Source organism: Chengkuizengella marina (assembly GCF_009910845.1).
GTDB lineage: Bacteria > Bacillota > Bacilli > Paenibacillales > KCTC-33759 > Chengkuizengella > Chengkuizengella marina.
Window position 1 is genome coordinate 101,557 of sequence record NZ_SIJB01000001.1, and the last position, 24,834, is coordinate 126,390.

24 protein-coding genes are annotated in these 24,834 nt (G+C 31.4%); 21 read left to right on the forward strand and 3 right to left on the reverse strand.

Annotated features, from left to right (window positions below; translation table 11 throughout):
- Positions 1-23 precede the first annotated feature (23 nt).
- Entirely contained in the window at positions 24-758 is a 735-nt protein-coding gene (locus ERL59_RS00510) for an endonuclease/exonuclease/phosphatase family protein (RefSeq protein WP_160643386.1), read from the reverse strand.
- Positions 759-882: 124 nt separating this feature from the next.
- Between ERL59_RS00510 and ERL59_RS00515 the strand changes: the two genes are divergently transcribed.
- The 4 genes from ERL59_RS00515 (at position 883) to ERL59_RS00530 (ending at position 7,300) form a co-directional block, all read left to right on the forward strand.
- The gene (locus ERL59_RS00515) at positions 883-2,604 is read left to right on the forward strand and encodes an ABC transporter ATP-binding protein (protein ID WP_160643388.1); all 1,722 of its coding nucleotides are present in this window, start codon (positions 883-885) and stop codon (positions 2,602-2,604) included.
- 7 nt (positions 2,605-2,611) lie between these two features.
- Positions 2,612-4,462: an ABC transporter ATP-binding protein gene (locus ERL59_RS00520; RefSeq protein ID WP_160643390.1), complete on the forward strand. Its 1,851-nt coding sequence runs from the start codon at positions 2,612-2,614 to the stop codon at positions 4,460-4,462.
- Between the two features lie 277 nt (positions 4,463-4,739).
- Complete coding sequence (locus tag ERL59_RS00525) at positions 4,740-5,435, forward strand: hypothetical protein (protein ID WP_160643392.1); 696 nt, start codon at positions 4,740-4,742, stop codon at positions 5,433-5,435.
- A 62-nt stretch (positions 5,436-5,497) separates the two neighbouring features.
- Positions 5,498-7,300, forward strand: a complete 1,803-nt coding sequence (locus ERL59_RS00530) for a hypothetical protein (RefSeq protein WP_160643394.1) — start codon at positions 5,498-5,500, stop codon at positions 7,298-7,300.
- Between the two features lie 35 nt (positions 7,301-7,335).
- Here the strand turns inward: ERL59_RS00530 and ERL59_RS00535 are convergent, their stop codons facing one another.
- Entirely contained in the window at positions 7,336-8,412 is a 1,077-nt protein-coding gene (locus ERL59_RS00535; RefSeq protein WP_160643397.1) for a tyrosine-type recombinase/integrase, read from the reverse strand.
- Between the two features lie 302 nt (positions 8,413-8,714).
- On the opposite strand from ERL59_RS00535, the gene ERL59_RS00540 reads away from it, so the two are divergent.
- The 3 genes from ERL59_RS00540 (at position 8,715) to ERL59_RS00550 (ending at position 12,608) form a co-directional block, all read left to right on the forward strand.
- On the forward strand, positions 8,715-9,671 hold the full coding sequence (locus ERL59_RS00540; protein WP_160643399.1) for a helix-turn-helix domain-containing protein: 957 nt from the start codon (positions 8,715-8,717) through the stop codon (positions 9,669-9,671).
- A gap of 61 nt (positions 9,672-9,732) precedes the next feature.
- Positions 9,733-10,806, forward strand: coding sequence for an AAA family ATPase (locus ERL59_RS00545; protein WP_160643401.1), 1,074 nt, complete (start codon positions 9,733-9,735; stop codon positions 10,804-10,806).
- The gene (locus tag ERL59_RS00550) at positions 10,803-12,608 is read left to right on the forward strand and encodes a vWA domain-containing protein (protein WP_160643403.1); all 1,806 of its coding nucleotides are present in this window, start codon (positions 10,803-10,805) and stop codon (positions 12,606-12,608) included. Before ERL59_RS00545 ends, ERL59_RS00550 begins: the two co-directional genes overlap by 4 nt.
- Positions 12,609-12,713: 105 nt before the next feature.
- Here ERL59_RS00550 and ERL59_RS00555 read toward each other — a convergent pair whose 3' ends face one another.
- Complete coding sequence (locus tag ERL59_RS00555) at positions 12,714-13,157, reverse strand: Dps family protein (RefSeq protein WP_160643405.1); 444 nt, start codon at positions 13,155-13,157, stop codon at positions 12,714-12,716.
- Positions 13,158-13,400: 243 nt separating this feature from the next.
- Here ERL59_RS00555 and ERL59_RS00560 point away from each other — a divergent pair, with 243 nt between their 5' ends.
- The 14 genes from ERL59_RS00560 (at position 13,401) to ERL59_RS00625 (ending at position 24,693) form a co-directional block, all read left to right on the forward strand.
- The gene (locus tag ERL59_RS00560; RefSeq protein WP_160643477.1) at positions 13,401-14,060 is read left to right on the forward strand and encodes an HAD-IA family hydrolase; all 660 of its coding nucleotides are present in this window, start codon (positions 13,401-13,403) and stop codon (positions 14,058-14,060) included.
- 360 nt (positions 14,061-14,420) lie between these two features.
- Positions 14,421-14,903 carry a hypothetical protein gene (locus tag ERL59_RS00565; RefSeq protein ID WP_160643407.1) on the forward strand — a complete coding sequence of 161 codons (483 nt, stop codon included), beginning with the start codon at positions 14,421-14,423 and terminating at the stop codon, positions 14,901-14,903.
- 86 nt (positions 14,904-14,989) lie between these two features.
- Positions 14,990-15,493 carry a hypothetical protein gene (locus ERL59_RS00570; RefSeq protein WP_160643409.1) on the forward strand — a complete coding sequence of 168 codons (504 nt, stop codon included), beginning with the start codon at positions 14,990-14,992 and terminating at the stop codon, positions 15,491-15,493.
- Positions 15,494-15,566: 73 nt separating this feature from the next.
- Positions 15,567-16,049 (forward strand): hypothetical protein, encoded by a 483-nt coding sequence (locus ERL59_RS00575; RefSeq protein WP_160643411.1) that lies wholly within the window; start codon positions 15,567-15,569, stop codon positions 16,047-16,049.
- Positions 16,050-16,192: 143 nt separating this feature from the next.
- The gene (locus ERL59_RS00580) at positions 16,193-16,486 is read left to right on the forward strand and encodes a hypothetical protein (protein ID WP_160643413.1); all 294 of its coding nucleotides are present in this window, start codon (positions 16,193-16,195) and stop codon (positions 16,484-16,486) included.
- Positions 16,483-16,803, forward strand: coding sequence for a hypothetical protein (locus tag ERL59_RS00585; RefSeq protein WP_160643415.1), 321 nt, complete (start codon positions 16,483-16,485; stop codon positions 16,801-16,803). The genes ERL59_RS00580 and ERL59_RS00585 overlap by 4 nt, the downstream gene beginning before the upstream one ends.
- A 470-nt stretch (positions 16,804-17,273) precedes the next feature.
- Complete coding sequence (locus ERL59_RS00590; RefSeq protein WP_160643418.1) at positions 17,274-18,407, forward strand: cation:proton antiporter; 1,134 nt, start codon at positions 17,274-17,276, stop codon at positions 18,405-18,407.
- A 144-nt stretch (positions 18,408-18,551) separates the two neighbouring features.
- Entirely contained in the window at positions 18,552-19,037 is a 486-nt protein-coding gene (locus ERL59_RS00595; RefSeq protein WP_160643420.1) for an arsinothricin resistance N-acetyltransferase ArsN1 family A, read from the forward strand.
- 241 nt (positions 19,038-19,278) lie between these two features.
- The gene (locus ERL59_RS00600) at positions 19,279-19,605 is read left to right on the forward strand and encodes an antibiotic biosynthesis monooxygenase family protein (RefSeq protein WP_160643422.1); all 327 of its coding nucleotides are present in this window, start codon (positions 19,279-19,281) and stop codon (positions 19,603-19,605) included.
- Between the two features lie 208 nt (positions 19,606-19,813).
- Complete coding sequence (locus tag ERL59_RS00605; protein WP_160643424.1) at positions 19,814-20,506, forward strand: CoA transferase subunit A; 693 nt, start codon at positions 19,814-19,816, stop codon at positions 20,504-20,506.
- Between the two features lie 13 nt (positions 20,507-20,519).
- Positions 20,520-21,179, forward strand: a complete 660-nt coding sequence (locus ERL59_RS00610; RefSeq protein ID WP_160643426.1) for a 3-oxoacid CoA-transferase subunit B — start codon at positions 20,520-20,522, stop codon at positions 21,177-21,179.
- 27 nt (positions 21,180-21,206) lie between these two features.
- Entirely contained in the window at positions 21,207-22,385 is a 1,179-nt protein-coding gene (locus ERL59_RS00615) for a thiolase family protein (RefSeq protein ID WP_160643427.1), read from the forward strand.
- 183 nt (positions 22,386-22,568) lie between these two features.
- A complete protein-coding gene (locus ERL59_RS00620) occupies positions 22,569-23,822 on the forward strand; it encodes a MerR family transcriptional regulator (RefSeq protein WP_160643429.1) in 1,254 nt (417 codons plus the stop codon).
- Between the two features lie 58 nt (positions 23,823-23,880).
- Complete coding sequence (locus ERL59_RS00625; protein ID WP_160643432.1) at positions 23,881-24,693, forward strand: phosphotransferase family protein; 813 nt, start codon at positions 23,881-23,883, stop codon at positions 24,691-24,693.
- Positions 24,694-24,834 lie beyond the last annotated feature (141 nt).

Below are 24,834 nucleotides of genomic sequence, written 5' to 3' on the forward strand. Positions count from 1 at the left end.
TTTTAGCTGGTTGAAATCATTTGTTATGTTTTTGTATAAGTGACAATTGCGTTCAGTGGTAAATGATCAGAAGCCAAAGGTACACTGTTCATTACTTCAATTTTATCAATCTTCAGCCTAGTACATGTAAAAATGTAATCTAACCTAAACTTCGGGTGATTGGATGGATAAGTGTATCCTGGCCCTTTTCCTGCAACCAGCCAAGTATCTTGTACTTGATTGGTTAATTTGTTCCATGCTTGTGATTTAGGTTTCATATTCCAATCTCCCATGAGTATAACAGGGAGAGAAGTATTATAAATTAAATTTGAAATATAATGAGTTTGTTTTTTATGAAAATAACGATTAAGACTTAAATGTGTAACCAAGAAATGAAGTAATTGTCCATCAATTTGAATCGTTGCATCGAGGAGAGACCTTTTTTCAACTAGTCCAGGTACATAATTAAAAGAATGAGATTTTTTTGATATAATAGGGAACTTTGAAAGAAGGGCATTTCCATATTGTCGAGCAAATCTTGATTTTTTGGAATTGATAGAAATGGAAGGACTATAAGCATAATTTAACTTCAGATGTTCTGCAAGCCAGTGAATTTGATTTTTATATAAGCTTCTTTTTGAAAAATGTTTATCTACTTCATTAAGGCCAATAACATCTGCTTTACTATGTTCAATTACATTAGCTATCCTGTAAAGATCTACTTTTTTATCTTTACCTTTGCAGTGATGAATGTTATAAGTCATAACTTTGATTCTCAACGGATACACCTCTGTTCAACGTTCAATATATAAAATTAACTAATAAACTTTTGGTATATTCTTAATGTAAAAATTCGTATAGATTAATAATCTTCTCATACCTTAACAAAAGAGAGGCTTCTTCATGAAAAAATTGTTTTCCTTTATAAAAACTTATAGAATACATGCAGTCATTGCACTGATATTTATGTTTTTAGAATTAGGATTAGAATTATTGCAGCCATTTCTTATTGCCAAAATGATTGATGATGGAATCCAGCAGCAGAATATACATCATGTATTACGTTGGGGAATTGTATTGGTTACTGCTTCAATTTTAGTGTTTGTTTCTGGAATTATAAATACATTTTATGCTGCATATACAAGTCAAAACGTTGGTTATGATATAAGAGAAAAGTTATACACACACATTCAATCTTTTTCATTATCTGTCTTTAAGCAATTTCAATCTTCCTCTTTAGTTACCCGTTTAACAAATGATGTAACACAGCTTCAGCAGGTAGTGTTTATGGGTTTACGCATTATGATGAAAGCTCCTTTTCTTATTATTGGAGCCATCGTGATGTCCTTCTTTGTGAATGCGCCTCTAGCGATGTTTTTTATTATTACTGTTCCGTTTGTTTTCTTTTTTTTAATTTGGATTTATAAAAAAGCAGCGCATTCTTTTTCTTTTGTTCAAGGAAAGTTAGATCAAGTCAATAAAATTATGAGGGATAATCTCCGAGCCATTAGACTCATTAAAGTATATTTAAGAAAGCACTTTGAAATAGAACGATTTCAGGGAGCCAGTGCTAAACTTCAAAGACAAACCGTATCAGCATTTCGTCTAACTGAATCCTCTACGCCTATTAATATGTTATTAATGAATTTTGTTATTATGGCTTTCCTCTGGTTTGGCAGCATACAAATTCAAACAGATAAAGCAACTGTCGGGGAAATTGTTGCTTTAATTAATTACACGACTAGAATTCTCAGTTTTCTCTCTATTTTTTCCATGCTTATTATGGTACTATCACGTGCAAAAGCTTCGGCCAAGAGAATTTTTGATGTGTTGGACACAACAACGGAAAATATAAGTACTAATCATGATACTTTTAAAAATTTGGATTATATAATTGAAGGTAATATCATAATTGATCATGTATCTTTTCAATACGCTAGTGCTCAAACACTTGCGGTTAAAAATATTTCATTTAAAGTTAGGTCTGGAGAAACTGTGGCCATCATAGGAGAAACTGGATCTGGTAAATCCACTATATTTCAATTAATTACACGTTTATATGAGTGTTCAGAAGGGGATATTTTCATTGATGGATTTAATATTAAAGAAATTGATGTAGAAAACTTACGAAATAATATTGGATTTGTTCTTCAAGAGTCACACTTATTTACAGGTACGATTAAAGAAAATATTAAATGGGGTAATCCATTAGCAAAGGATAAAGAGATCTTAGAAGCAACAAAATCAGCTCAAATTCATGATAATATTATTAAATTTAGAGATCAATACGATACTTTAATTGGACAAAAAGGAGTCAATTTATCAGGAGGGCAAAAACAAAGAATAGCTATTGCTAGAGCCTTAGTGAGAAAACCTAAAATTTTGTTGTTAGATGATAGTACGAGTGCATTGGATTTACAAACAGAAGCTAAGTTATTGCAGTCAATTAAGAAAATGGAATGTACCACATTGATGAGTACGCAAAAAATTAGTACAGCTAAAAATGCTGACCATATTTTAGTCATGGAGAAAGGTGAAATAGCAGATCAAGGAAATCATGATCAATTAATTCACCGCAGTACTTTATACCAAAAAATTTATGAGTCTCAAAATGGAAAGGAATAGACCCTTCATGTTCAAAGAGATGTTAAAACCTTTTCAAGTGTCAAGGCAAGTCTTAAAAAAGAAAGAAAACGAAGAATTAACGAGTATAAAGGTATCCGAGATAAGTAATACAACTAAAAATATGAGTACTACTCTCGAAAAGTTATGGAAATTGATGTCTGAGTGGAAAAATCAAATTTTGATTGTATTTGGATTAGTTATAATTAGTTCTGGATTGGGTTTACTTGGGCCATTAATGGTCGGTTTAGGTATTGATCATTATATCGTTAATTTCGATCAATTAGGATTACTGTGGTTATTATTGGGTTTGGCTTTAATTTATATCTTGCACTCTTTCACCGTTTGGTATCAAAATATATTGATGATTAAAACCTCACAAAACATCATTTTTAAAATGAGATCTGTTTTATTTGAAAAATTACACAGGTTACCCCTATCTTTTTTTGATAAGAGACAACATGGTGAGTTGATGAGTAGACTAACAAATGACATTGAAAATGTTAGCAGCATGCTAAATAGTTCAATGATTCAATTTTTTTCTAGTGTTCTCACCTTAATAGGGACTGTTTCCATCATGATTTGGTTAAGTCCATTGCTTACATTATTAACTTTTAGTGTTATTCCAATATTGTTTATTGGTATTAAAATCATTACAAAGCATACGTCAAAGTTATATAAGAAACAGCAATATAATATGGGTGTGCTAAATGGATTTACAGAAGAAACCTTATCTGGACAACAAATCATAAAAGTTTTTTCTCAAGAAAACAGAGTCATTTCAGAGTTTAAAGAAAAAAATAAAGCGATTTATGAAGTGGGTTTTTGGGCGCAAACCATTGCAGGTTTTATTCCTAAATTGATGAATACATTAAACTTTTTTAATTATGCTTTTATCGCTTGTATTGGAGGCATTTTCATCTTATATAATATTGGAGGAGTTACTATAGGTATTATTTTAATTTTTTTAGAATACTCACGTCAATTTATTCGACCTTTAAATGAACTAGCAAATCAATGGAATTCACTTTTATCAGCGATTGCTGGGGCAGAGAGGGTATTTGAAATTATAGAGGAAAAAGAAGATAGGCAAGATAAACAAACATATAAAGAAATATCTTCCATACAAGGTGAAATTATTTTTTCAAATGTATCCTTTTCTTATGAAGATGACAACAGTGAAGTATTAAAACATATTAGTTTCACTGCAAAACCTGGAGAAACAATTGCTATTGTAGGACCTACAGGTGCAGGTAAAACAACCATTATTAATTTAATCGCTTGTTTTTACGATGTGACTGAAGGAGATATATGGATAGACGGATATCAATTGATGGATTTAGATCGGAATAGTTTAAGAAAACAGATGGCTTTTGTTTTACAGGAACCTTTTTTATTTGAGGGAAGTATTAGGGACAATATTCGTTATAGTCGTTTAACTGCAAAGGATGAGGAAGTGATAGAAGCGGCTAAATTAGCAGGAGCACATTCTTTTATAGAAGCGTTGTCTGAAGGTTATGATACTAAATTAAAAGAGGATGGAAGTGGCATTAGTCAAGGACAAAAGCAGCTTCTTGCTATAGCAAGAGCAATGTTAGTTAATTCCTCAATTCTTATACTTGACGAAGCCACAAGCAGTATTGATTCGATAACAGAAATTACAATTCAAAACTCTTTAAAGCGGCTTATGCAAGGGAGAACGAGTATAGTGATTGCACATCGATTAAATACAGTTAAAAATGCTGACAACATTGTTGTACTAAAAGAAGGATATTTAGTACAACAAGGATCTCATGAACAGCTTATAGAAGAGGATGGTTTTTATAGAGAGTTATATGAAAGTCAGTTTTCATATTGTTAAAATCGAATGGGATTGACCTAAGTTATTCCATTGTTCTTTCTACTGATGGTGCAAACCACTTTGTTATCAGATTCATTTTTTACTAAAAGATGAGGAAAAAAATATAAAAATGTCTTGAATACTAAAGTTTAGTGTTATTTTATATAAAAACAACACTAAGCTTTACAAATTATGGTACTATAGATATATAAATACATATTAATGGTTGCTGCTTCAATATTTTTCGTTTGTTAGCTGGCCAGCTTTCAATATAAAATAAAAAGAAGGATGGTATTTTATGATTTCAAATTTTAAAAAAATATCACTGTTGTCGCTTTGTTTTATATTTATCTTTGCAGGTTCAGTATTTGCTGAAAAAGAAATGAAGTTTTCAGATTTGAAAAGTCACAAAGATATAAAAGTTTTAAAAGAAACCAACAGCAACATTGTCATGATTCCTTCTGAAGAAGTTACAGATAAATCTGAATATATTAAAATGATCAATCAATATATTCCTATTATTAAGGGAAAATTACACACAGGAAAGCAATCTTCTGATTCGGATGTATCTGCATTGTTATCAGCAAATATAAACGATTACGACTCAATGACTTATAATGGCAGTACTATGTATGCTCAGTTTGATAGCACTATTAATTATAATATTTGTTGCACAACGGAAGTCTCTGGAGATTCACGAGGTGCTTGGTTAGGTTCTAATCCATTTAATGCGGATAAAGTTACTCTTGCTGATTCTATTAGTTTTACGGGTGTTACTGTATCCGTATCTGTGCCAGCATCCGCTGGTTTTTCTGTAAGCGGAAGTACAGCATCTTGGACTGATTCAGTTAATAATACTTGGCAAATGAACCATTATTACAACAATATTTCTGCAACAGGTTTTGATATTTACGTTAGTCAATCTACCTCAGCAACTTTTAAATTCGGAAGTAGTTTTTATACTCCTACTGCTTCTGATGGTACATGGTTATAATTTAATTTTACACGGACAGCTCCTATTAATCAGGGGCTGTCCATTTTCTAAGGGAGATAAAAATGAGGAAGTTAAATATAGTCAGTTCAAAATATAGAAAAATATATTATTTATTTTTGTTAATTACGATATTGACATCAGGTTGCTTTCAACAAAAATCAGAATTACAAGAAATGTCTCAAAATAAAGAATTTAAACAAATAAATGAGAACCTACATATCAATTTGCTGGAAAGAAGCTACTACGAAAATGAAAATTATGCTTTTTTTTATAATAATATATATCAAATGTTTAAAGAAAATCTTGATTTATATAAAACAGCATGGTTATTAAAAACTAAAGAAATTTTACAAACACCTTTTAATCAAAATGATATGCATTTAATTAAAAATACTTACGAAGCAAAAAAAGATACATTATCTTCGTATAACTCTATTTATGACACTTATTTAAAGGTGTTAATCGAACAAATTATATATGATAATTTTAGTAATGAAAGTATAAACCTACACGTACAAAGGTTATTAAATCAATTGGATGATAATAGTGGTTTGTTTTATTGGGAATCAGAAAAGGAAGGCTTAGAGGAAAAACTGACTGCAACAGCACTAGTACTGGAGGTTTTTCAAGTATTAAATACATATCCAAAAGAATTAGCGAAAACAGAGAATAAGTTGCAGGAATTATTTATGGATAACAATAATTTTACTTATGATTTAAATGAAGCGAAAATGAATTTGGTTAGTAAGGGTATACCTATTATATTAAGTTTAAATTATTTAGAGATCCCATTAAACCAATTAAATAATAAGGTTGTAGAAGAAAGGCAGGAATGGTTACAATATTGGCTTCAGTATTTTAATTCATTGTCTAGTACTGAAATAAATAATGTTGTAGTTAACAATGAAATTATTTTAAACCTGCAAAAAGCTAGTGAATATATGAGTGTAGATTTACAAATAGATAGTAAATATTTAAATAACTTTGAGCCCCTATCTTCTACAGTGGACTTTCAAATGATTTATAAAATGATTTTAGCAAATGAAATTATAAAAGATAATAGTGCTAACCAGGCTGTAAAGGAAAATGTAAAAAATTTTACTGTTGACTGGATATATGAAGGAGATATTCAATTTAATTTACGAGATAACTATTATGGAATGGTAACTGCAAAAAAATTAAATATGCCTCATAATAAAAATAAGATTTTAGAAACATTAACTCGATACCATAAAGATAGAGTGAATAGTTTAGAAGAATTGTATTTCTTTACATTATCAGTGAATGAATTAAATTCTTTAACCAAATTTATCGAAAGTATTGAAGAGCTCTATACACAGTTATCCAATGAACATACGGAAAAAGATATTCAAACAACATTTTATCTTACCTCTATAGATTATTTATTAAATTTAGACGGAAGTGTTGACAAGAAATTAGACATCATTTTCAATGTTGAAGATATTAGCAATCGATTAAACGACCATGAAAGTGAAAAAGAGCTATTTTATATTATAAATAGTGCAAAGAATCAGAATATAAATTTAGATATTGACCAATTATCCGACGCTATACAAAAATATTTTTCACAACAAGTCGGAGGTTATACCGTTAAGAATGATGTGAATGCAGTAAATTTATATTCAACTTTTAGAATGGTGAGAGCAAAGGAGATTTACCAACTACCTATCTATGAAGAAGAACAAAAACAAGTTCTTCATTTTGTGAACAATTTAACAGGAGAAAAAGGAGGATACTTTATTCAGCTGCCTGAAGATCAAAGCGATGTAAACAATTACTCTGATTTATTTACACTAGAAGGATTTTATTATGGTGTTTATTTAATGCAATTATTGAATGAGTAAATGATTATTTTGTTTTATATTGAACTCTTCAATATTTACAAATCTACAAATTCACTCACATCATGTTCTTTTTTCAATTCTCTATACAAATAGTTTTGTTTTGTTATTCTTGGATCACTATGATCTAATGTATCTGCAATATGATCTAAGGGTGCCCCATTAGAATAAGCAGTTCGTGCAAAAAAATGTCTTAAAAAATGGGGAGTCACTCTTTCACCTTGAACCGTTGTTAGTCCAGCATCAGCCAATTGTTTTGAAAGAGTTGTAGATAAACTAGACAAAGTATATTTTTTCCCATATCGATTCGGATAGAAGGGGGAGTTGTCACTTGTATTCAATTCTGAATCGAATCCAACTCTACCTCTATATTCTTTTATTTCTTCTAATACATAATCTTTTATTAGAGCATGGCGAACTTTATCTCTTTTTGTGATCGTTTTTAAGTAGTACTTGTTTCGCTTTGAATCATAATATAAATCAGACCAGTTTGGTGTTATGATCTCTGCAAGTCGTAAACCGCTGGTAGCTAAAAGCAAAATGATTGATTTTACTTTTGGGTTCCTTTCGTAATATTGTAATGCTTGCTTCATTTGTTCAATAGATATATCTCTTTCTACAATTTTGGTTTTGTCTACCATAATTGAATAAAATCCTCTGTTTAAATCTTTCTTTAAATACCTCTCCTGATAACACCATTTCAAAAAGCTTTTGACAATATTTAATTTTTTAGTTATTGTGTTGCTTTTATCGTACATTTTTTCGATATGATTCTGATACCCTTCAACATTTCTTCGGCTTAATTTTCTTATATCTTCTACCTCATATTCCTTAATGATATGTAAAAATTGAAGTAATTCTCTTACATACTCTTTTTTGGATTTTTCCTTTCTGCTTTTCCCTCTCATATGTATATATACATAAATCATTTCGATGTTACTCAAATGTCTGTAATTATAATTCCCAAACTCATCCTCATTTTGTGAGAATTTTTGATAAATCTCCTGATAGCCTTCCTCATTTAACAATAGAGTTACCATCTCTTTTTTATTTTTCTGTATCATAGTATGGTTATTAAATTTATTTAACATAAATTCATTTAATTTAATTTTCAAAAATATCACCCATATATATAAAATATTAAAATTAATTATATCAAATTAACTTATAATAAGTCTATTTTTTATTAAAGTTTATAATTAATATCTAATATAAAATAATGGGTTATTAGTTTTGTTTAAATTTAACTATTAAAGTTAATACATATTGATTTTAATTTAAAAAGTTATATTCATATGATATAATTTAAAAATGATAATTAGCTCTAAAAATGATATAAACATTTATATACTTCTTATGTGAATAAATGAGTTGAATAAAAAGAATGAAAGTTGAGTGATTTAAGTTGAAAAAGTACATGAGTATTCAAGATGTAGCAAAAGCATTTCATATTAGTAAAACTTCAGTTTACAAGCTGATGGAACATTCAAATAGAGAGAAAAGGTTGGAGCCTATTAATAGAGAAACACATAGAGGGGATGGGGGATACAAGTTTAAAGTCCAGGATGTGGAGAGGATCAAGACGTTTTATAAGAAAAAAGATCTAACTTCTTCAGATGCTGCAAAAATATTAAACGTTTCAACCACGTATGTACATAAATTAATCAAGAATAATGAATTAGCGTATTATGAGGATGAATACAAGGGAAAACGCACGTTTTTTATTAAGAAAGAAGTGATTCAGCAATATAAATTGGATCATCCAGAGCTAGCCAAAAAAGATGTAATATATCATAAAAATGAAGGATTGTTTTTGTTTCAGCCTTATAAAAAAGATGGTAAATTAGCTCGCATTTATAAAATATATAGTAAAGGGAAGAAGAAAGTTGAAGCTTTTCTTATGAATGAAAACGGAGAAGAAATGACGTTAGAAGAAGCACAAGAAGAAGGGTGGGAGTCGCAAGTTGTTTTAGAAAATAAAAAGAATGTTACAACTTATGGAACGGCTAAATTTCAATTTCCTACACCTGCATCGATCGATTCGTTGATATATGATATTATTGTAGAATTGCTACAGCACGTTGGAGCTAACAATATGAAAATTGAAATGGATGACAAAATATTGGTTGAAGTAAAAAAATCACAGCTGCAAGGGGTTCAATCACAGACTCATTTTGACTTTATTGATATGCTCAAGAAGTTTATTGTTAAAGGAAAAGTCATAGAAAAGTACGATGGATTATTGATAGATACTGGTTTGACTCCGATGACTTTTTATATGGATGAGGAATTGAAAGAAAAAATAATGAGAGAAGTTAGAGAATTAGGGATATCTATACATGAGTGGTTTGAACAGAAGGTGAATGCAAAGTGAAATTTTAATTGAGAATGGTAAAAAATTTAATATATAATATTTGTTATAAAAGGAGAAATGAATGAATTTAAACTTCAAAGTTAATCAACATGAATTAATGGAAGTATTGTTAAATGTTGCAGTAATTAGACCTGTTTTTATATGGGGGCCACCTGGAATTGGGAAATCTTCATTAGTAGAAAAATTCGCAAATGATGTAGGACTGAAATGTGTATCCTTGTTAGGAAGCCAGCTAGCACCTGAAGATATTATTGGGGTACCGCAAATTGTTAACGGAAAAAGTAGATTCTGTCCTCCAAAAATGATAGCTAGAGAAGAGCCTTATTGTTTATTTTTGGATGAATTAAATGCGTGTTCTCAGGAAGTTCAAAAAGCTTTTTATAGCTTAATTCATGAAAGAAGAATTGGAGATTATGAGCTTCCTGAGGGATCAGTCGTCATTGGAGCCGGAAATAGAGCTCAAGACAGCGCAATTGTAAAACCAATGTCTTCTGCATTAATTAATCGAATGTTTCATGTGCAGCTTGAAGTTAGTATTAAACAATGGTTTATTTGGGCATATGAAGAAGAAGTGCATCCTTATGTATTAGAGTATTTGCAAACAAGGCCAGATCACTTATGGGTACAGCCACCAAAAACAGAAGAGCCTTTTTCAACACCAAGATCTTGGCATATGTTAAGTGATGCGCTTAAAGAATACGGTCATCATGGCCAAGAAATTCCTAACTCAGTCATTGAAATCTTGGCTAATGGCTCTATCAGTCCTACACATGCACAGCAGTTTAAAACTTTTCATAAAAATTTAAAAACAAAGTATCAAATTAATCATATTATGAATGGAGACGCTAGATTTCCAACTGAGCCTGAAGAAAGGGACACACTTTATTTTCTAAGTCTTTCATTTAGATCTCAGATTGTTAAGGAACTTCCAAATCGGAAGGAAGATTTGACTTCAAATCACCAAAAATATGCACATCGAGCAAAATCATTGTTGAAAGATTTAAGTGAAATCAGTCTAGAAATGGCTCAAATGGTTGTAGCCAATTCAAAGGACGAAGATCCACTACCAGAATGGTTCATGGTAGAAGTTGTAAGGGATTTGCCCAGGCTTGCACAGAAAAGGGCCAAGGTATGAGTAAAGACAAAAAACAAAAAGTGGATATTGCATCTGTGCATTTTCTGAAAGCAAATTTATATATTGAGAATCATCCTATGTTTTCTCCACTTGTTACACATGCAAATATATTCAGAGAAGAAAATACTCCATATCCTCCAAACGGATGGGCAGTGGTATCAAAAAAAGGTAATATTTATACGAATCCTAATAAAAAGGGAGGAATAGATGAGTGGATATATATACTCGCACACTGTTTACTTCATTTAGGTTTTGGACATTTCAAGGAAAAAGAAAACAAACAATATTGGAACATCGCATGTGATGTGTATATTGCTAAGTTTCTATTAGATATGAAACTAGGTAAGCCGCCTTGGGCATTAGGATATCAGATTCAAACTCCTGTAAAAAATGAAGACAAGTTGTATGATTCTTTTATAGAAAATGGGGTGCCTGAAGAATTCATTTATTTGGGTACAGCGGGTGAGAATCAAATTGATATGCTTTTTAAAGATCATATGTATACTTATCGATGGGGGGGAGAAATTGACTGGCAAGCTTGTTTTGGGAAAGGGCTATCCATTGCTGTGACTAGTGCCATTCAAGTTGCAGGAGGGTATCAAGATACTTTATCAGAAGGTAGTGGTAAATATTCGATTCCAGAAAAAGCGAAAAAGTGGTTTGTTAATCACTATCCATTGTTAGGTTCTTTAGCTTCAAATTTTAAAATTATAGATGATGTAACGTTATGTCAAAGGTTAGATATATCAATAGCTGCAATAGATGTATTAGAAAAAGAAATTTATATCAACCCTGCTGCTGGTCTAGATGAAGAAGAGTGTAAATTTGTATTGGCACATGAGTTTTTACACGCAGGTTTAATGCATCAACAACGATGTCTTGGTAGAGATCACTATTTTTGGAATGTGGCTTGTGATTATGTTATAAATCACTGGCTTGTTGAAATGGGGATAGGTGAAATTCCCAAAGTAGGTATCTTATTAGATCAGAATATGAAGGGGTTGTCAGCTGAATCCATTTATGATCGAATTGTCAGTGATATCCGCACATATAAAAAAATTTACACTCTTAGAGGAATCGGACAAGGTGATATTATCGAGAAAGGAAATCGAAGTTTTTGGGATCCTAGGAATGGAATCACCATTGATGATTTTTGTAAAAATAGTTTACAGCAAGGATTTGTATATCATCAAGAGATGAATAGAGGTTTATTGCCAGCAGGGTTAGTTGAAGAAATAAAAGCATTAGGACAGCCTCCAATAAAATGGGATGTGGAACTAGCAAAATGGTTTGATCAACATTTTTCTCCTCAAGAAAAGATCAGAACCTATGCAAGAATCTCTAGAAGACAGTCATCTACACCAGACATTCCAAGACCAAAGTGGGTTTCAAATGGTGGGGACGAAGATGGGAGAACTTTTGGTGTAATATTGGATACAAGTGGGTCTATGGATAAAAAATTGTTATCAAAAGCCTTAGGCGCTATTTCGAGTTACAGTTTATCTAGAGATGTTCCTTTTGCTAGAGTTGTATTTTGTGATGCAATGGCTTATGATGCAGGATATTTATCACCCGAAGAGATTGCAGGAAGAGTACAAGTTAAAGGGAGAGGTGGCACAATTCTGCAGCCAGCGATTGATTTGTTACAAGAAACAGATGATTTCCCTAAAAAGGGACCGATATTAATTATTACAGATGGATATATTCATCGATTAAAAATAACAAGAGAACATGCCTATATCATACCGAAAGGGAATTCTTTACCCTTTGTTCCGAAAGGACCTGTATTTAGAATTGAATGATTCTTTATTTGGACTAATGTGATATATTGATTGAGATATTTTGTTTTTATGTAATTTTAAAACACCCGCTGATTCGTTTATTAGCGGGTGTTGAATTTGATTTACTTAAATAGATTTTTGCGAATAAGCAGAAAGCTTCCACAATTCCATTTCAAAATCACATAAAATATCCTGAAGTAAATTAGAAATACAGATATGTTTTTCTTGGTCAGCTAATTCAATCCCAATTTTGAGATCATCGATGAGTTTAGTTAGATCATTGGAAACAGATTGCACCATTTCACCCGCGCTTAGTCCATTTTTTGCTTCTTCTATGGAAGCCAATTGTAAATATTCCTTCATTGTAGCAGCTGGAACCATTTTACATGCCAGCATTTTTTCTGCTACCTCATCAATATATGTTGCTACTTCACCATATAATTCTTCTGAAGCTTTGTGCAGTTCAAAAAAATGTTCACCTGTTACAAACCAATGATAATTGTGTAGCTTTGTATACATCACGTTTAAATTTGCCAATAATTGATTTAATCCATTTCTTAGATCAGTCATCTTAATATCCTCCTCATATGTAAAAAAGCTTAATAATTAACATAGTCAAAACATCTTTTCATAGGTTAACCGTTTTCTGAGAAATTATTACAATTTCATTTTTCACTAAAATTTCATATTAGAATGACTTGACGGGTTAAAATTGATATACTATTTTCATCGTCTTTTTAATATTCAACTTTAAACCATTTGTATTTTATTCAGGATAGGAATGAACTAGCATACTTAGGAGGATATTTTATGATAAAAGCAATAGTATTTGATTTTGATGGAACGATTCTAGACACTGAAACTCCATGGTTTGATGTTTATCTGGAAACTTATAAAGAATACGGTGTAGATTTACCAATTGAAATATGGAGTCAAGTCATTGGAACAGATGGAGTCCATATTTTATATGATTATTTATTAGCAAATGCAACTAAAGATGTTGATCTTCAAGCAGTTAGAGAGATCACGAGTAAAAAACATAAACAAGTGATGGAAAAGAAGGAATTACGTCCAGGAATTGAAAATTACTTTAATGAAGCGAAAGAGATGGGTTTAGAATTAGCTATTGCTTCAAGTTCGAGTCGTGAGTGGGTAGAATATTTTTTAAATAAATTTAATATTAAACAATATTTTGAGATCTTAAAAACATCGGATGATGTGAAAAATGTTAAACCTGATCCAGCATTATATTTAGAGGCCGTTAAGGATTTAGGCATAAACGCTGTTGAGGCAGTTGCTATTGAAGATTCTCCGAAAGGAGCACAAGCGGCGAAAGCTGCTGGATTACATTGTGTTACTATTCCTAACGATATTACAAAGTTACTGCCATTTGAAGAGGTAGATTTACAAATTAATTCCATGTCCGACGTAACTTTGGAGTGGGTTATTTCACAAATTAAAAAGAATAATTAATTTAAGGGCCCCTTGTTCATTTTATAATTTGAAGATGTCGAGGGGGTTAATCCCCCTAATGGGTAACAAAAGCCAAGGGGAAAATCTTGCTGTCACATCATCCACAAACTCCTTTAATATCCTTCCTTACTGTTTTAAACAAATATCATAAAAGTAAACTCCGGTAATTGAAATCCCAACAGCAGAAACATTTTAAATTGAATACATTCTGATGTACAAACGAAACAGTCGCCCATTGTTCTATCAATATCGTTTTAATAGGGCTATGACTATTTTGATTAAAAATAGTTATACGTACAAGCAAATATGGTTTTTTTTGTATACGATATATTGATTTTACATTAAGGAGGTGCGTTTAATTTGACCGTACCTGTATTTTTTAGACAAGAAGTCGAACCTATTATTCTTCCAGAAAGTGGAGAATTTGTAACATTGCTTAGATTACCTATTCCAGCGTGTTATAAACATTGTGTATTCAAAATTGATACTTTTTTTGAATTGAATTTTTTAGTTCAGTCAGGAGAAACATTACAGCAAGGTGAACCTTTTAAGTTAGCTTTGAACTATCAATTGCTTGATGGGTTTGGGGAAAATTGTAATGAAATAACCCCTATTTTAGCTGAAACCATCTCTGGAGCTCCAGCAGGATTAGTTGTTGAAGGAGAAAATAAACAGTTATTTCAATTTGAAAGCAATACATCACCTAATGCAACAGTTATTACAACCCCTTTAGTTAATGAGGCTGTTTATTTAGTAGCGAATATAAATGAAACTCAAGGTGGAGTTTTTGTACCTGCAGCACAGTTCAGGTCAATAAATGCTACAGTTCTTTCCACAGTATAATTATGAAAAATAGTTAAACGTACAAGCAAAATGCTTCCCATCCTCATATAATACAATATCTTTTGTGAGGGAGGTGAATAATATAAATGACACGTGTGTTTTTTGCTCAAACTGATGATCCACCCATTATATTACCAAGGGACGGAGATGTGGTAACAGTATTGTCTTTGGATATTCCGAAATGTTACAAAAATAATTTATTAAAAATTGATGCTTTCTTTGAATTAAATTTTTTAGTAGGAGCAGAAGATAGTGATTTAACACTTCAACAAAATGTTCCCTTTATGGTTGATTTAGACTATCAACTTTTTGATGGTGTTGGAGATGGATGTATTGAGCTAACTCCTAAATTAGCAGAAACGATTAGTGGAACAGCGATTCTTGCCTCAGAAAATGGGGAAGAACAGTTGGTAGATTTTGAAAGCAACACTACACCAAACCTTACGTTTGTAGCAGAAGGTTTAGTCAATCAAACTTTAACTTTGGTAGCAAATTTAAATAACATACAGGGTGGGGTAATTCTACCATTTGTAGTTTTTCGGGCAATGAACGTTACAGTTTTCCCTAATCAAAAACAAAAAGACCTTTAAGTTCATTCATAGTTGTCTGTAATGGCAATTATTTAAATAGATTTAAAACAAGATAAAGAAGGGAGGGTTAACTTTGTCTTCTAATATATTTTTTGCTCAAACAGGAGATCCACCTATTGAATTACCTGAAACAGGTGAAGAAAGAGTTCTATTAAACTTACAAATCCCAAAATGTTTTAAACATAATTCTTTTAAAGTTGATAGTTTTTTTGAGCTTAATTTTTTATTGGGGCCTTCCACACCTCTACACGAACTTGAAGCCGGTCCTTTTAAAATAGCGCTAGAATATCAATTACTGGATGGGATAGGAGATAATTGCAATGAGGTTACTCCTAGATTAGCTGAAACAATTAGCGGAACTGTGATAGCTGGGGTTGAAAATAAAAATATTGACCCTGTTCAATTTGAAAGTAATACAACACCGAACTTAACTGCTGTTTGTGAGGAATTGCAAGAATCGTTTTATTTGGTTGCTAGTGTCAGAGAAATTCAAGGTGCGGCATTTTTACCAACCGTTCAATTTCGCTCATTAAATGCTTATACTGTAAGGTTATGAGGTTATAATCTAGTTATAAAATTAAATTATTTTAGATATGTTAATTATTATATTTTTTGAAATGTTAGTATAAGAGCGGATTTTTGTAACAGAGATAACAAGTTTGAATATACTGTTATTGTATGGAAGGAGGTTTTTATATATTGGACTTAGAAATGAATGAAATTAGAATAGAAGAGATTATAGATGATGTTAATGCTAATCTAGATGCAGAATTTTATAATATAGATTCAGCAAATGTAACTACAACGAGGATTTTAGCCTCTGCTCAACCTGATACAAATGCCTTTCTTGTAACTAAAACTGCACCAGAAAATATTATAAATACTATGGTAGCGTTTGGTGAATATTTGCTGACGGCCCCTTCTTTAGATACAAAACAAAGTGAAGAAGATAGAAGACTAGTATCGGTGAGTTTAAAGGCTTTAGTAAAATGAATAAAAATGTTTTTCATATATTTCAAAAGTTAAATGCTAGTAAAGATGCATTTATTCATAAACCAAACTTAAATGAAATCATCATTAAATTACCTTTAAAGGATTTTAAAATCAAATTATTTACTCCTTTGTTTGATATAGATAGCGAATCACCAGCTAAAATTAAAATTCTAGCTCTTTCTAAAAATAGATTTAAAGTTGAGATAAAAACTAGGGAATTTAAACTTATTACTTTAGTTCCTAACTTAATACTTGAAGTTTTTAACCCTAAGGGATATAGAATAATAAGAATCATTGCACCACCTGAAAGATTGTGAAACAAAATTAAACAAGGATCAGAATCAGATTAACTCCTTCAATGTGATTTACATTATCACTTATTTGATGATATGACTCTAATCTAACTTAAATCACACAAGAATCTTTTAGCTGCAAGAAATATAGAAACCAAAAGTTCAGGTGTAATAGGTGAATTAAAATTAACTATTGATCAATAATATAAAATAAACAACCCTTACTCAAAAGAGTGAGGGTTTTTATGATGAATCAACTTTGGGTATAACATGACAAGACTTTATAAACTTTTTAAACACTTTTATATAAAATATGAAACCAATGTTACATTCATTCCGTATTCCATATGGAATCACTACGAAAGCAATGTATTTTTATGTAACATTGATTATTATCAAAGGTTATATGTACAACGTATACAATAGTATGTTTTTTATTGTATAAGGAATACTATCCAGAAGCTTTTGAACTTTGTAAAAAAGGGGAGAAAAAAGTGCTTATTATTGAATTAGCAGCTATATTGTTATTTTCTAAAATTGCTGGAGATATAAGCGTAAGATTAGGGCAACCAGCAGTATTAGGTAAATTATTGATTGGTATTGTATTAGGTCCAACTGTGTTGGGTATTGTTACAAATACAGAAGTATTAGAAGAAATCAGTCAAATTGGTGTTATATTGTTAATGTTTATTGCAGGGCTTGAAACGGATGTACAAGAATTTAAAAAAACGGCAAAAGCCTCTACATATGTAGGAATATTAGGGATTGTTATCCCACTGACTGCAGGTTTTCTTGCAGGAACTTATTTAGAATTACCAATATTGGAAGCTGTTTTCCTTGGATTATTGCTTTCTGCAACGAGTGTAAGTATCTCCGTTCAAGCATTAAAAGAAATGGGGAAGTTAAAATCAAAAGAAGGTACTACGATTTTAGGAGCAGCGGTAATTGACGATATTCTTGTAATTATTTCTTTAGCATTTCTAATGAGTTTGGCTGGTGGAGATGTTCAATTAGGAGAAGTGATTATAAAGAAAGTGATTTTCTTTATAGTAGCTATTGGTTTGGCCTGGAAAGTAGTACCATGGGTGTTGAAAAAATTTGCTCCACTAAAGGTGAGCGAAGCTGTTATATCTGCAGGATTAATTATTTGTTTTAGTTACGCCTTTCTTGCTGAATATGCGGGGGTAGCTGGCATTATAGGTGCTTATATCGCAGGTGTTGCAATCAGTTTAACAAAATATAAACATGAAGTATTTGATAAAGTAGAAACGATTAGTTATTCCATTTTCGTGCCCGTATTTTTTACATCCATAGGTGTTACGATTGAGTTTATAGGAATAGGAGATCAGATTTGGCTAATTGTTATTCTCAGTATCATTGCAATCTTAACTAAATTGCTTGGCTCAGCAGTAGGAGCAAAATTTGCTGGTTTTAATTGGAGAAGTTCATTTGGAATTGGATCAGGAATGGTTTCAAGAGGAGAAGTGGCTTTAATTATAGCGGCAATAGGGTTAGAAGCGGCTTTATTAACTGAGAAGTTATTTGCAGTTATTGTAGTAGTGGTTTTAATTACAACTATTATAACACCTCCTATGTTAAAATTGTTCTTTCAAAAAAAACATGTGTAAATAAGTGTTGTGAAAAATTTCAATACAACAATTTTTATAAATTATATGTATTGACAAAACTTAAAATTGTAAGATATGATGCATTATATCAAAAATTATTGATTTATTAGTTTTGGAAATCGTGTTTTGAAAGGAGATTTACACATGAAAGCAAGATTAGCTGAATTAACAGATCTAATATCTATATTAAACATATACAATCAGGGGATTGAAGATCGTATTGCAACCCTTGAAACAGAAGTCAAAAATATGGAGTATATAAACAATTGGTTTAAAAACCGAGAAGAAAAATATGTAGTATTAGTACTAGAAAAGAATGAACAGATTCTTGGTTGGGCATCAATTAACCCATATAATAATAGGTGTGTATATAATGGAGTAGGGGAGATCGCAATATATATTGAGCGTGCATATCGTGGAAAGGGCATTGGGAAAATACTATTAACAGAGCTAGAATTGAAGGCAAAACAATTTGATTTTTATAAACTATTGCTTTTTACATTTCCTTTCAACAAACTAGGTCAAAGTCTTTATTCAAAAATGGGATATAGAGAAGTTGGTATTTTTAAAAAACAAGGACTATTAGATGGGAAGTTTGTTGATGTGAAGGCAATGGAGAAATTACTATAAATTTATAATTTTTCATATTAAAATAATAATTCTATTTAGCTAAAGTTAGATAGGTGGAACTTATAAAGATGATTGGAAATGATTGTGTTATACTTGATGAAGTAAAATGAGAATCTCAATCAGCAGCTTATTCCACTTTTAATAAATATTTAAACTACATAATAAAATAGTAAAGGCATAAATAGTTTTCAATTATAAGATGGATAGGTTAATAAATAAAACTGACTTAGGGGGGGTATACATGAGTGGAATCGCCAAAACACCTCATCCGCCATATTATGCAGTAATCTTTTCTTCCCAGCGAACAGTTGGTGACAATGGTTATAATAAAATGGCAGACAAAATGGTAGAATTAGCATCTCAACAACAGGGGTTTTTAGGTGTAGAAAGTGCACGTGATGAGGGTTTGGGCATCACCGTATCCTATTGGGATTCTTTAGATGCAATTCAATTATGGAAGGAAAACTCGGCACACAAAATAGCACAAGATAAAGGTAAAACAGATTGGTATAAAAATTTCTCACTAAGGGTTTGTAAGGTAGAGAGAGATAAATATTTCGAAATGTAGAATTTTCAATTATAATAATGAAAACAGGGTTTTAAAAATCAACAATAGTTTGTATATGTATCGTAATCTCATATTTTACGAAATAATCATGTTCAAATTTATCCGGAATAATCTTTTTTACAAACCATATCTTATTTATGTAATCTGCTATAAAGTTAGTCATTTTCTTACAAGAAGTTTATGAGGATATCTAAGGAGGTCAAATGAAATGAAGCAAATACACTCTTCTTTTCAAGATGCAGTTAAGAACATTCAAGATGGTTCAACACTAATGGTAGGTGGATTTGGATTAGTTGGGATTCCTGAAAATTTATTATTAGCTTTAGTTGAAACAGGAGTGAAAGATCTAACCATAATATCTAACAATTGTGGTGTTGATGATTGGGGATTAGGACTGCTTTTGAAAAATAAACAGATTAAAAAAATGGTAGGTTCATACGTGGGAGAAAACAAAGAATTTGAACGCCAAGTATTAGCTGGAGAAATAGAAATTGAACTTATTCCTCAGGGTACGTTAGCGGAACGAATTCGTGCAGGTGGAGCAGGGATTCCAGCTTTTTATACACCAGCTGGAGTTGGGACATCTATAGCTGAAAGTAAGGAAATAAAAGAATTTGATGGAAAAGAATATTTGTTAGAGACCGCTTTAACCGCAGACTACAGTTTAATTAGAGCCATAAAAGGTGATAAAATGGGGAACTTAGTTTATAATAAAACGGCTAGAAACTTTAATCCCATGATCGCTGCAGCAGGTAAAATAACCATTGCTGAAGTAGAAGAATTAGTAGAAATAGGACAAATTGAATCTGATCAAATTCACACACCGGGTGTTTATGTGCAAAATATAATTGTGGGTCATCAAGAAAAACGGATTGAAAGAAAAACGATTAAACAAATATAAAGGAGAGAAGAACATGTCTGATAAACATCTTATTCGTGAGACCATTGCGAGAAGAGCAGAGCAAGAAATTGAAAGCGGTTTCTATGTAAACTTAGGAATTGGTATGCCTACTTTGGTTGCAAATTATTTGCAAAAAGATAAGCAGGTTGTTCTTCAATCCGAAAACGGATTATTGGGAATTGGTCCGTTTCCAACCGAAGATGAACTTGATCCTGATCTTATCAACGCTGGAAAAGAAACGGTAACAGCAATTCAAGGTGCTGCTTTTTTTGATAGTGCGGAATCTTTCGGAATGATTCGAGGCGGACATATTGATATCGCTATTCTTGGGGGTATGGAGGTCTCTAAAAATGGAGATTTAGCAAACTGGATGATTCCTGGAAAGATGATTAAAGGAATGGGAGGAGCAATGGACTTAATTCATGGTGCAAAAAGAATCATTGTGATTATGGAGCATCTTAGTAAAAATGGCAAACATAAAATTGTAAATAAATGTGCTCTCCCCCTTACAGGTAAAGGTGTAGTGGATAGAATCATTACAGAGCGTGCAGTACTTGATGTGACGGATAATGGATTAAAACTTGTAGAAATTTTAGATGGTAGTACTATATCTGAGATCCAGGCTGCAACAGAACCTAATTTAATCATAGAGGAAACTTTACTTAATCAATAAGCTATCATAACCTTTGGGAGGAGAAATATGAGAAATGTAGTCATTGTTTCAGCTGTACGAACACCTATTGGAACATTTGGGGGTGCATTTAAAGATCTGAGTCCTATAGATTTAGTAGTACCTGTATTACAGGAAGCGGTTAAAAGAAGCAACCTTGATAAGGAAGATGTAAATGAAATTATTTTAGGTCATTGTATTCAAAGAACCGATATGCCCAATATTGCTAGAACTGCTAGTTTAATAGCAGGATTTCCAGACACAACTACGGGTTATACCATCCAACGTCAATGCTCATCTGGAATGCAAGCTATCATTTCGGCTGCTTTACAAATTCAAACTGGGTTATCAGATACTGTTGTCGCTGGTGGAGTAGAAGCAATGAGCTCAAGTCCATATGTACTCCATGAACATAGATGGGGGAAAAGATTACAACATGGGCAAATATCAGATAGTGTTTGGGAAATATTAGAGGACCCTATTCATCATATTATGATGGGTGAAACAGCAGAAAATTTAGCAGATTTGCATAACATAACACGTGAAGAACAAGATGAAATATCATTGCTCAGTCATCAAAGAGCACTACATGCAATAAATAATGGGTATTTTGATTCGCAGATTATACCTATTAAGGTCAAGAGTCGAAAACGTGAAACGATAGTTTCAAAAGATGAGCACCCTCGTGAAGGTATTACGATAGAAAATCTAATGAAATTAAAACCAGCTTTTCGTGATAATGGAACCGTAACCGCAGGTAATTCGTCAGGATTAAATGATGGAGCAGCGGCTCTCGTACTAATGGATGAAGAACTCGCTTCAGAAAGAGGATTAACTCCACTAGCAAGAGTTGTTGGGTTTCAAATAGCTGGAGTAGATCCAAAACTGATGGGTCGTGGACCAGTACCTGCAATTCAGAAAGGCTTAGCAAAAGTAGATTGGTCTTTAGAGGAAGCAGATCTCATTGAAATTAACGAAGCATTTGCAGCTCAATATCTAACTGTTGAAAAAGAACTAGGATTAGATCGAAATAGAACAAATGTAAATGGCAGTGGTATTAGTTTAGGACATCCTATTGGTTGTACCGGTGCAAGAATCGTTACAAGTCTTGTACATGAATTAAAAAGGCGAGAATTGAAAAAAGGGATTGCCTCCCTTTGTGTAGGTGGAGGAATGGGGGCTTCTTTATTTTTAGAAATAAATGATTAAAGATAAGAGGAGTACTAAAACCAGGAAATTTTATTTCCTGGTTTTTCTTTTCTCAGAATCATTTCAAATAAATATTCAAAAAACAAAAATATATATCATATAAGTAATAGAAATTTTATGTGTACATCAGTAAAGTATATGAGTGATATAATAGATGAAAATACGATTCCAAGGTGATATATTGTGAAAATAGGAGAATTCGCTAAAAACAATAATGTCAGCATTGATACAGTAAGACATTATATGGATATAGGGTTGATCATTCCTGAAAAAAGAACAGGACAATATCAGTTTGATAACAAATGTTATGAGGATATTCAAGATATAATCTATTTGAAAGACTTAGAATTTACTTTAAATGAAATCAAAAAGATTTTTCAATTTAAAAGATTAGGTAAACTTTCAGCATTACAAAATAATCAATACTATAAGAGATTGTTTGAGGGAAAATATGAAATTGAGAAAAAAATCAATCAATATCAGAAGGCAAAGCAAAAACTAAAGAATGAAATGATAAGGTTACATCATTCAGAAGACCATAATTATATACCAATCGGTATACCCTTTTCAGCGTTATCTCTTTTTGAATGTAAGAAGTGTTGCACAGAATTAAGTATATCGAATGGAGATATACAATCCAATCAAATATTAAATGGCACGTTGCATTGTGAATGTGAAGAACAATATATTATTAAAGATGGCATACTGTTTAGCTCTGACACAGTTGAACATTCCAACCATCTCCAAAAACAAGATCAAGTTATGGATAATTTCAACCATTTTTTAACTGACTATATTAAAGAAACAGATGACAAATTTATTAATAATTTGTTTAAAACGATTGATTTAACCTTTAAAAAAATAGATATGGATGATCTTGAAAACAAAACAATGTTACATTTAGGAACTGGATTAGGTTTTTCACTAAGACATATATATGATTCACTTCCGAATAAAACACTATATATTGCAGTTGATCACGATTATGAAAGACATCAGGTATTAAAGAGTATTCTAGAAACTTATGATATAAGGAAAAACATCCTATTTATTTGTTCAGATTTTTTAAACATACCGATCAAAAATAAATCTATAGATTATTTAATCGATACAGGTACTTCAACCTATAATAGTAATCATGAATCGTTTTTACTGAAAGAAATCCAACATTATTTGAAAAATAAAAGTTATTTAGTAGGATCATATATATACTATAGCAACTTTCACGTTCAAAATAATACAATCGAAGAGCCTTTTAGAAAATACTTTCAAATAAAAAATATTAAAGAAGAGATCAATAAACTGAATTATGATCCTATATTTGATGAATCAATTATTTATTCTGATAAAACACCTGGTAAGTATGAAATTCATATTTTTGAAGGTGAAAAAGTATTTAATTATATGTACATAGGGAAAAAGTTAGGTTCACGATGAAACTGAATTCCCTAGAAATCTATCTGATATTAAATAATAACTGATTGGATGAGGTAATTTGAATAAAAATGATAGAAACACACAAAAATTGATAGGTCATGGAAGAACCGCAGACATTTATGAATACGGGGACAATCTAGTATTAAAGTTATTTAAAACTAATATAGATGAGCAGAGCATAATCGCTGAATACAATCAAAGTAGAATCGTACAAAAGAAAGGATTAAATGTACCATTTGTAATAGAGATAATTGATATGAATGATAGGAAAGGCATTGTATATGAGAGAATAGAAGGAAAATCAATGTTGCAAACAATGACTAGTCAACCTATGAAAATGGAATGTATGGCTAGGCAGATGGCACAATTGCAGTATTCTATTCATCAAACTAGTAGCAATGAATTACCTGATCAAAAAGATATATTAGAACGTTTTATTCAACGGGCGGATTTACTTCATGACTGTCAAAAAGAAAAAATCATTAACTACCTTCATCATTTACCGAGTGGAAACGTGATTTGTCATGGGGATTATCATCCTGATAATGTAATGATGACCCCTTCCAACCCAAAAATAATTGATTGGAATAATGCAAGTAGAGGCCATCAAATGGCAGATGTAACTCGAACATTTCTATTGTTGAAATACGGTACTATACCAGAACATCTTACAAAACAATTGAAGTTTTTTGATGAAGCTGGAAGGAAACAGTTTTATAGTCAATATTTGAAAACATATTTATTCTTATCTGGAGATTCAACGGATGATATTCATAAATGGGAGATTCCTATTGCAGCTGCTAGATTAGCGGAAGGGATACCATATGAGGAAAAACAAATGCTGTATGATCAAATCTTAAAAATAATATAATTGGATTAGTTTGATAAGGTTTTGGTCAATTTTACAATGCTTATTATTCAAGGTGTTATTGATCCACGAGAATCTCCTCAAAATGCCCATAGGTGGGGTTAACCCCACCTATGGGCATTTTAAATAAAAAAATAATAAAAA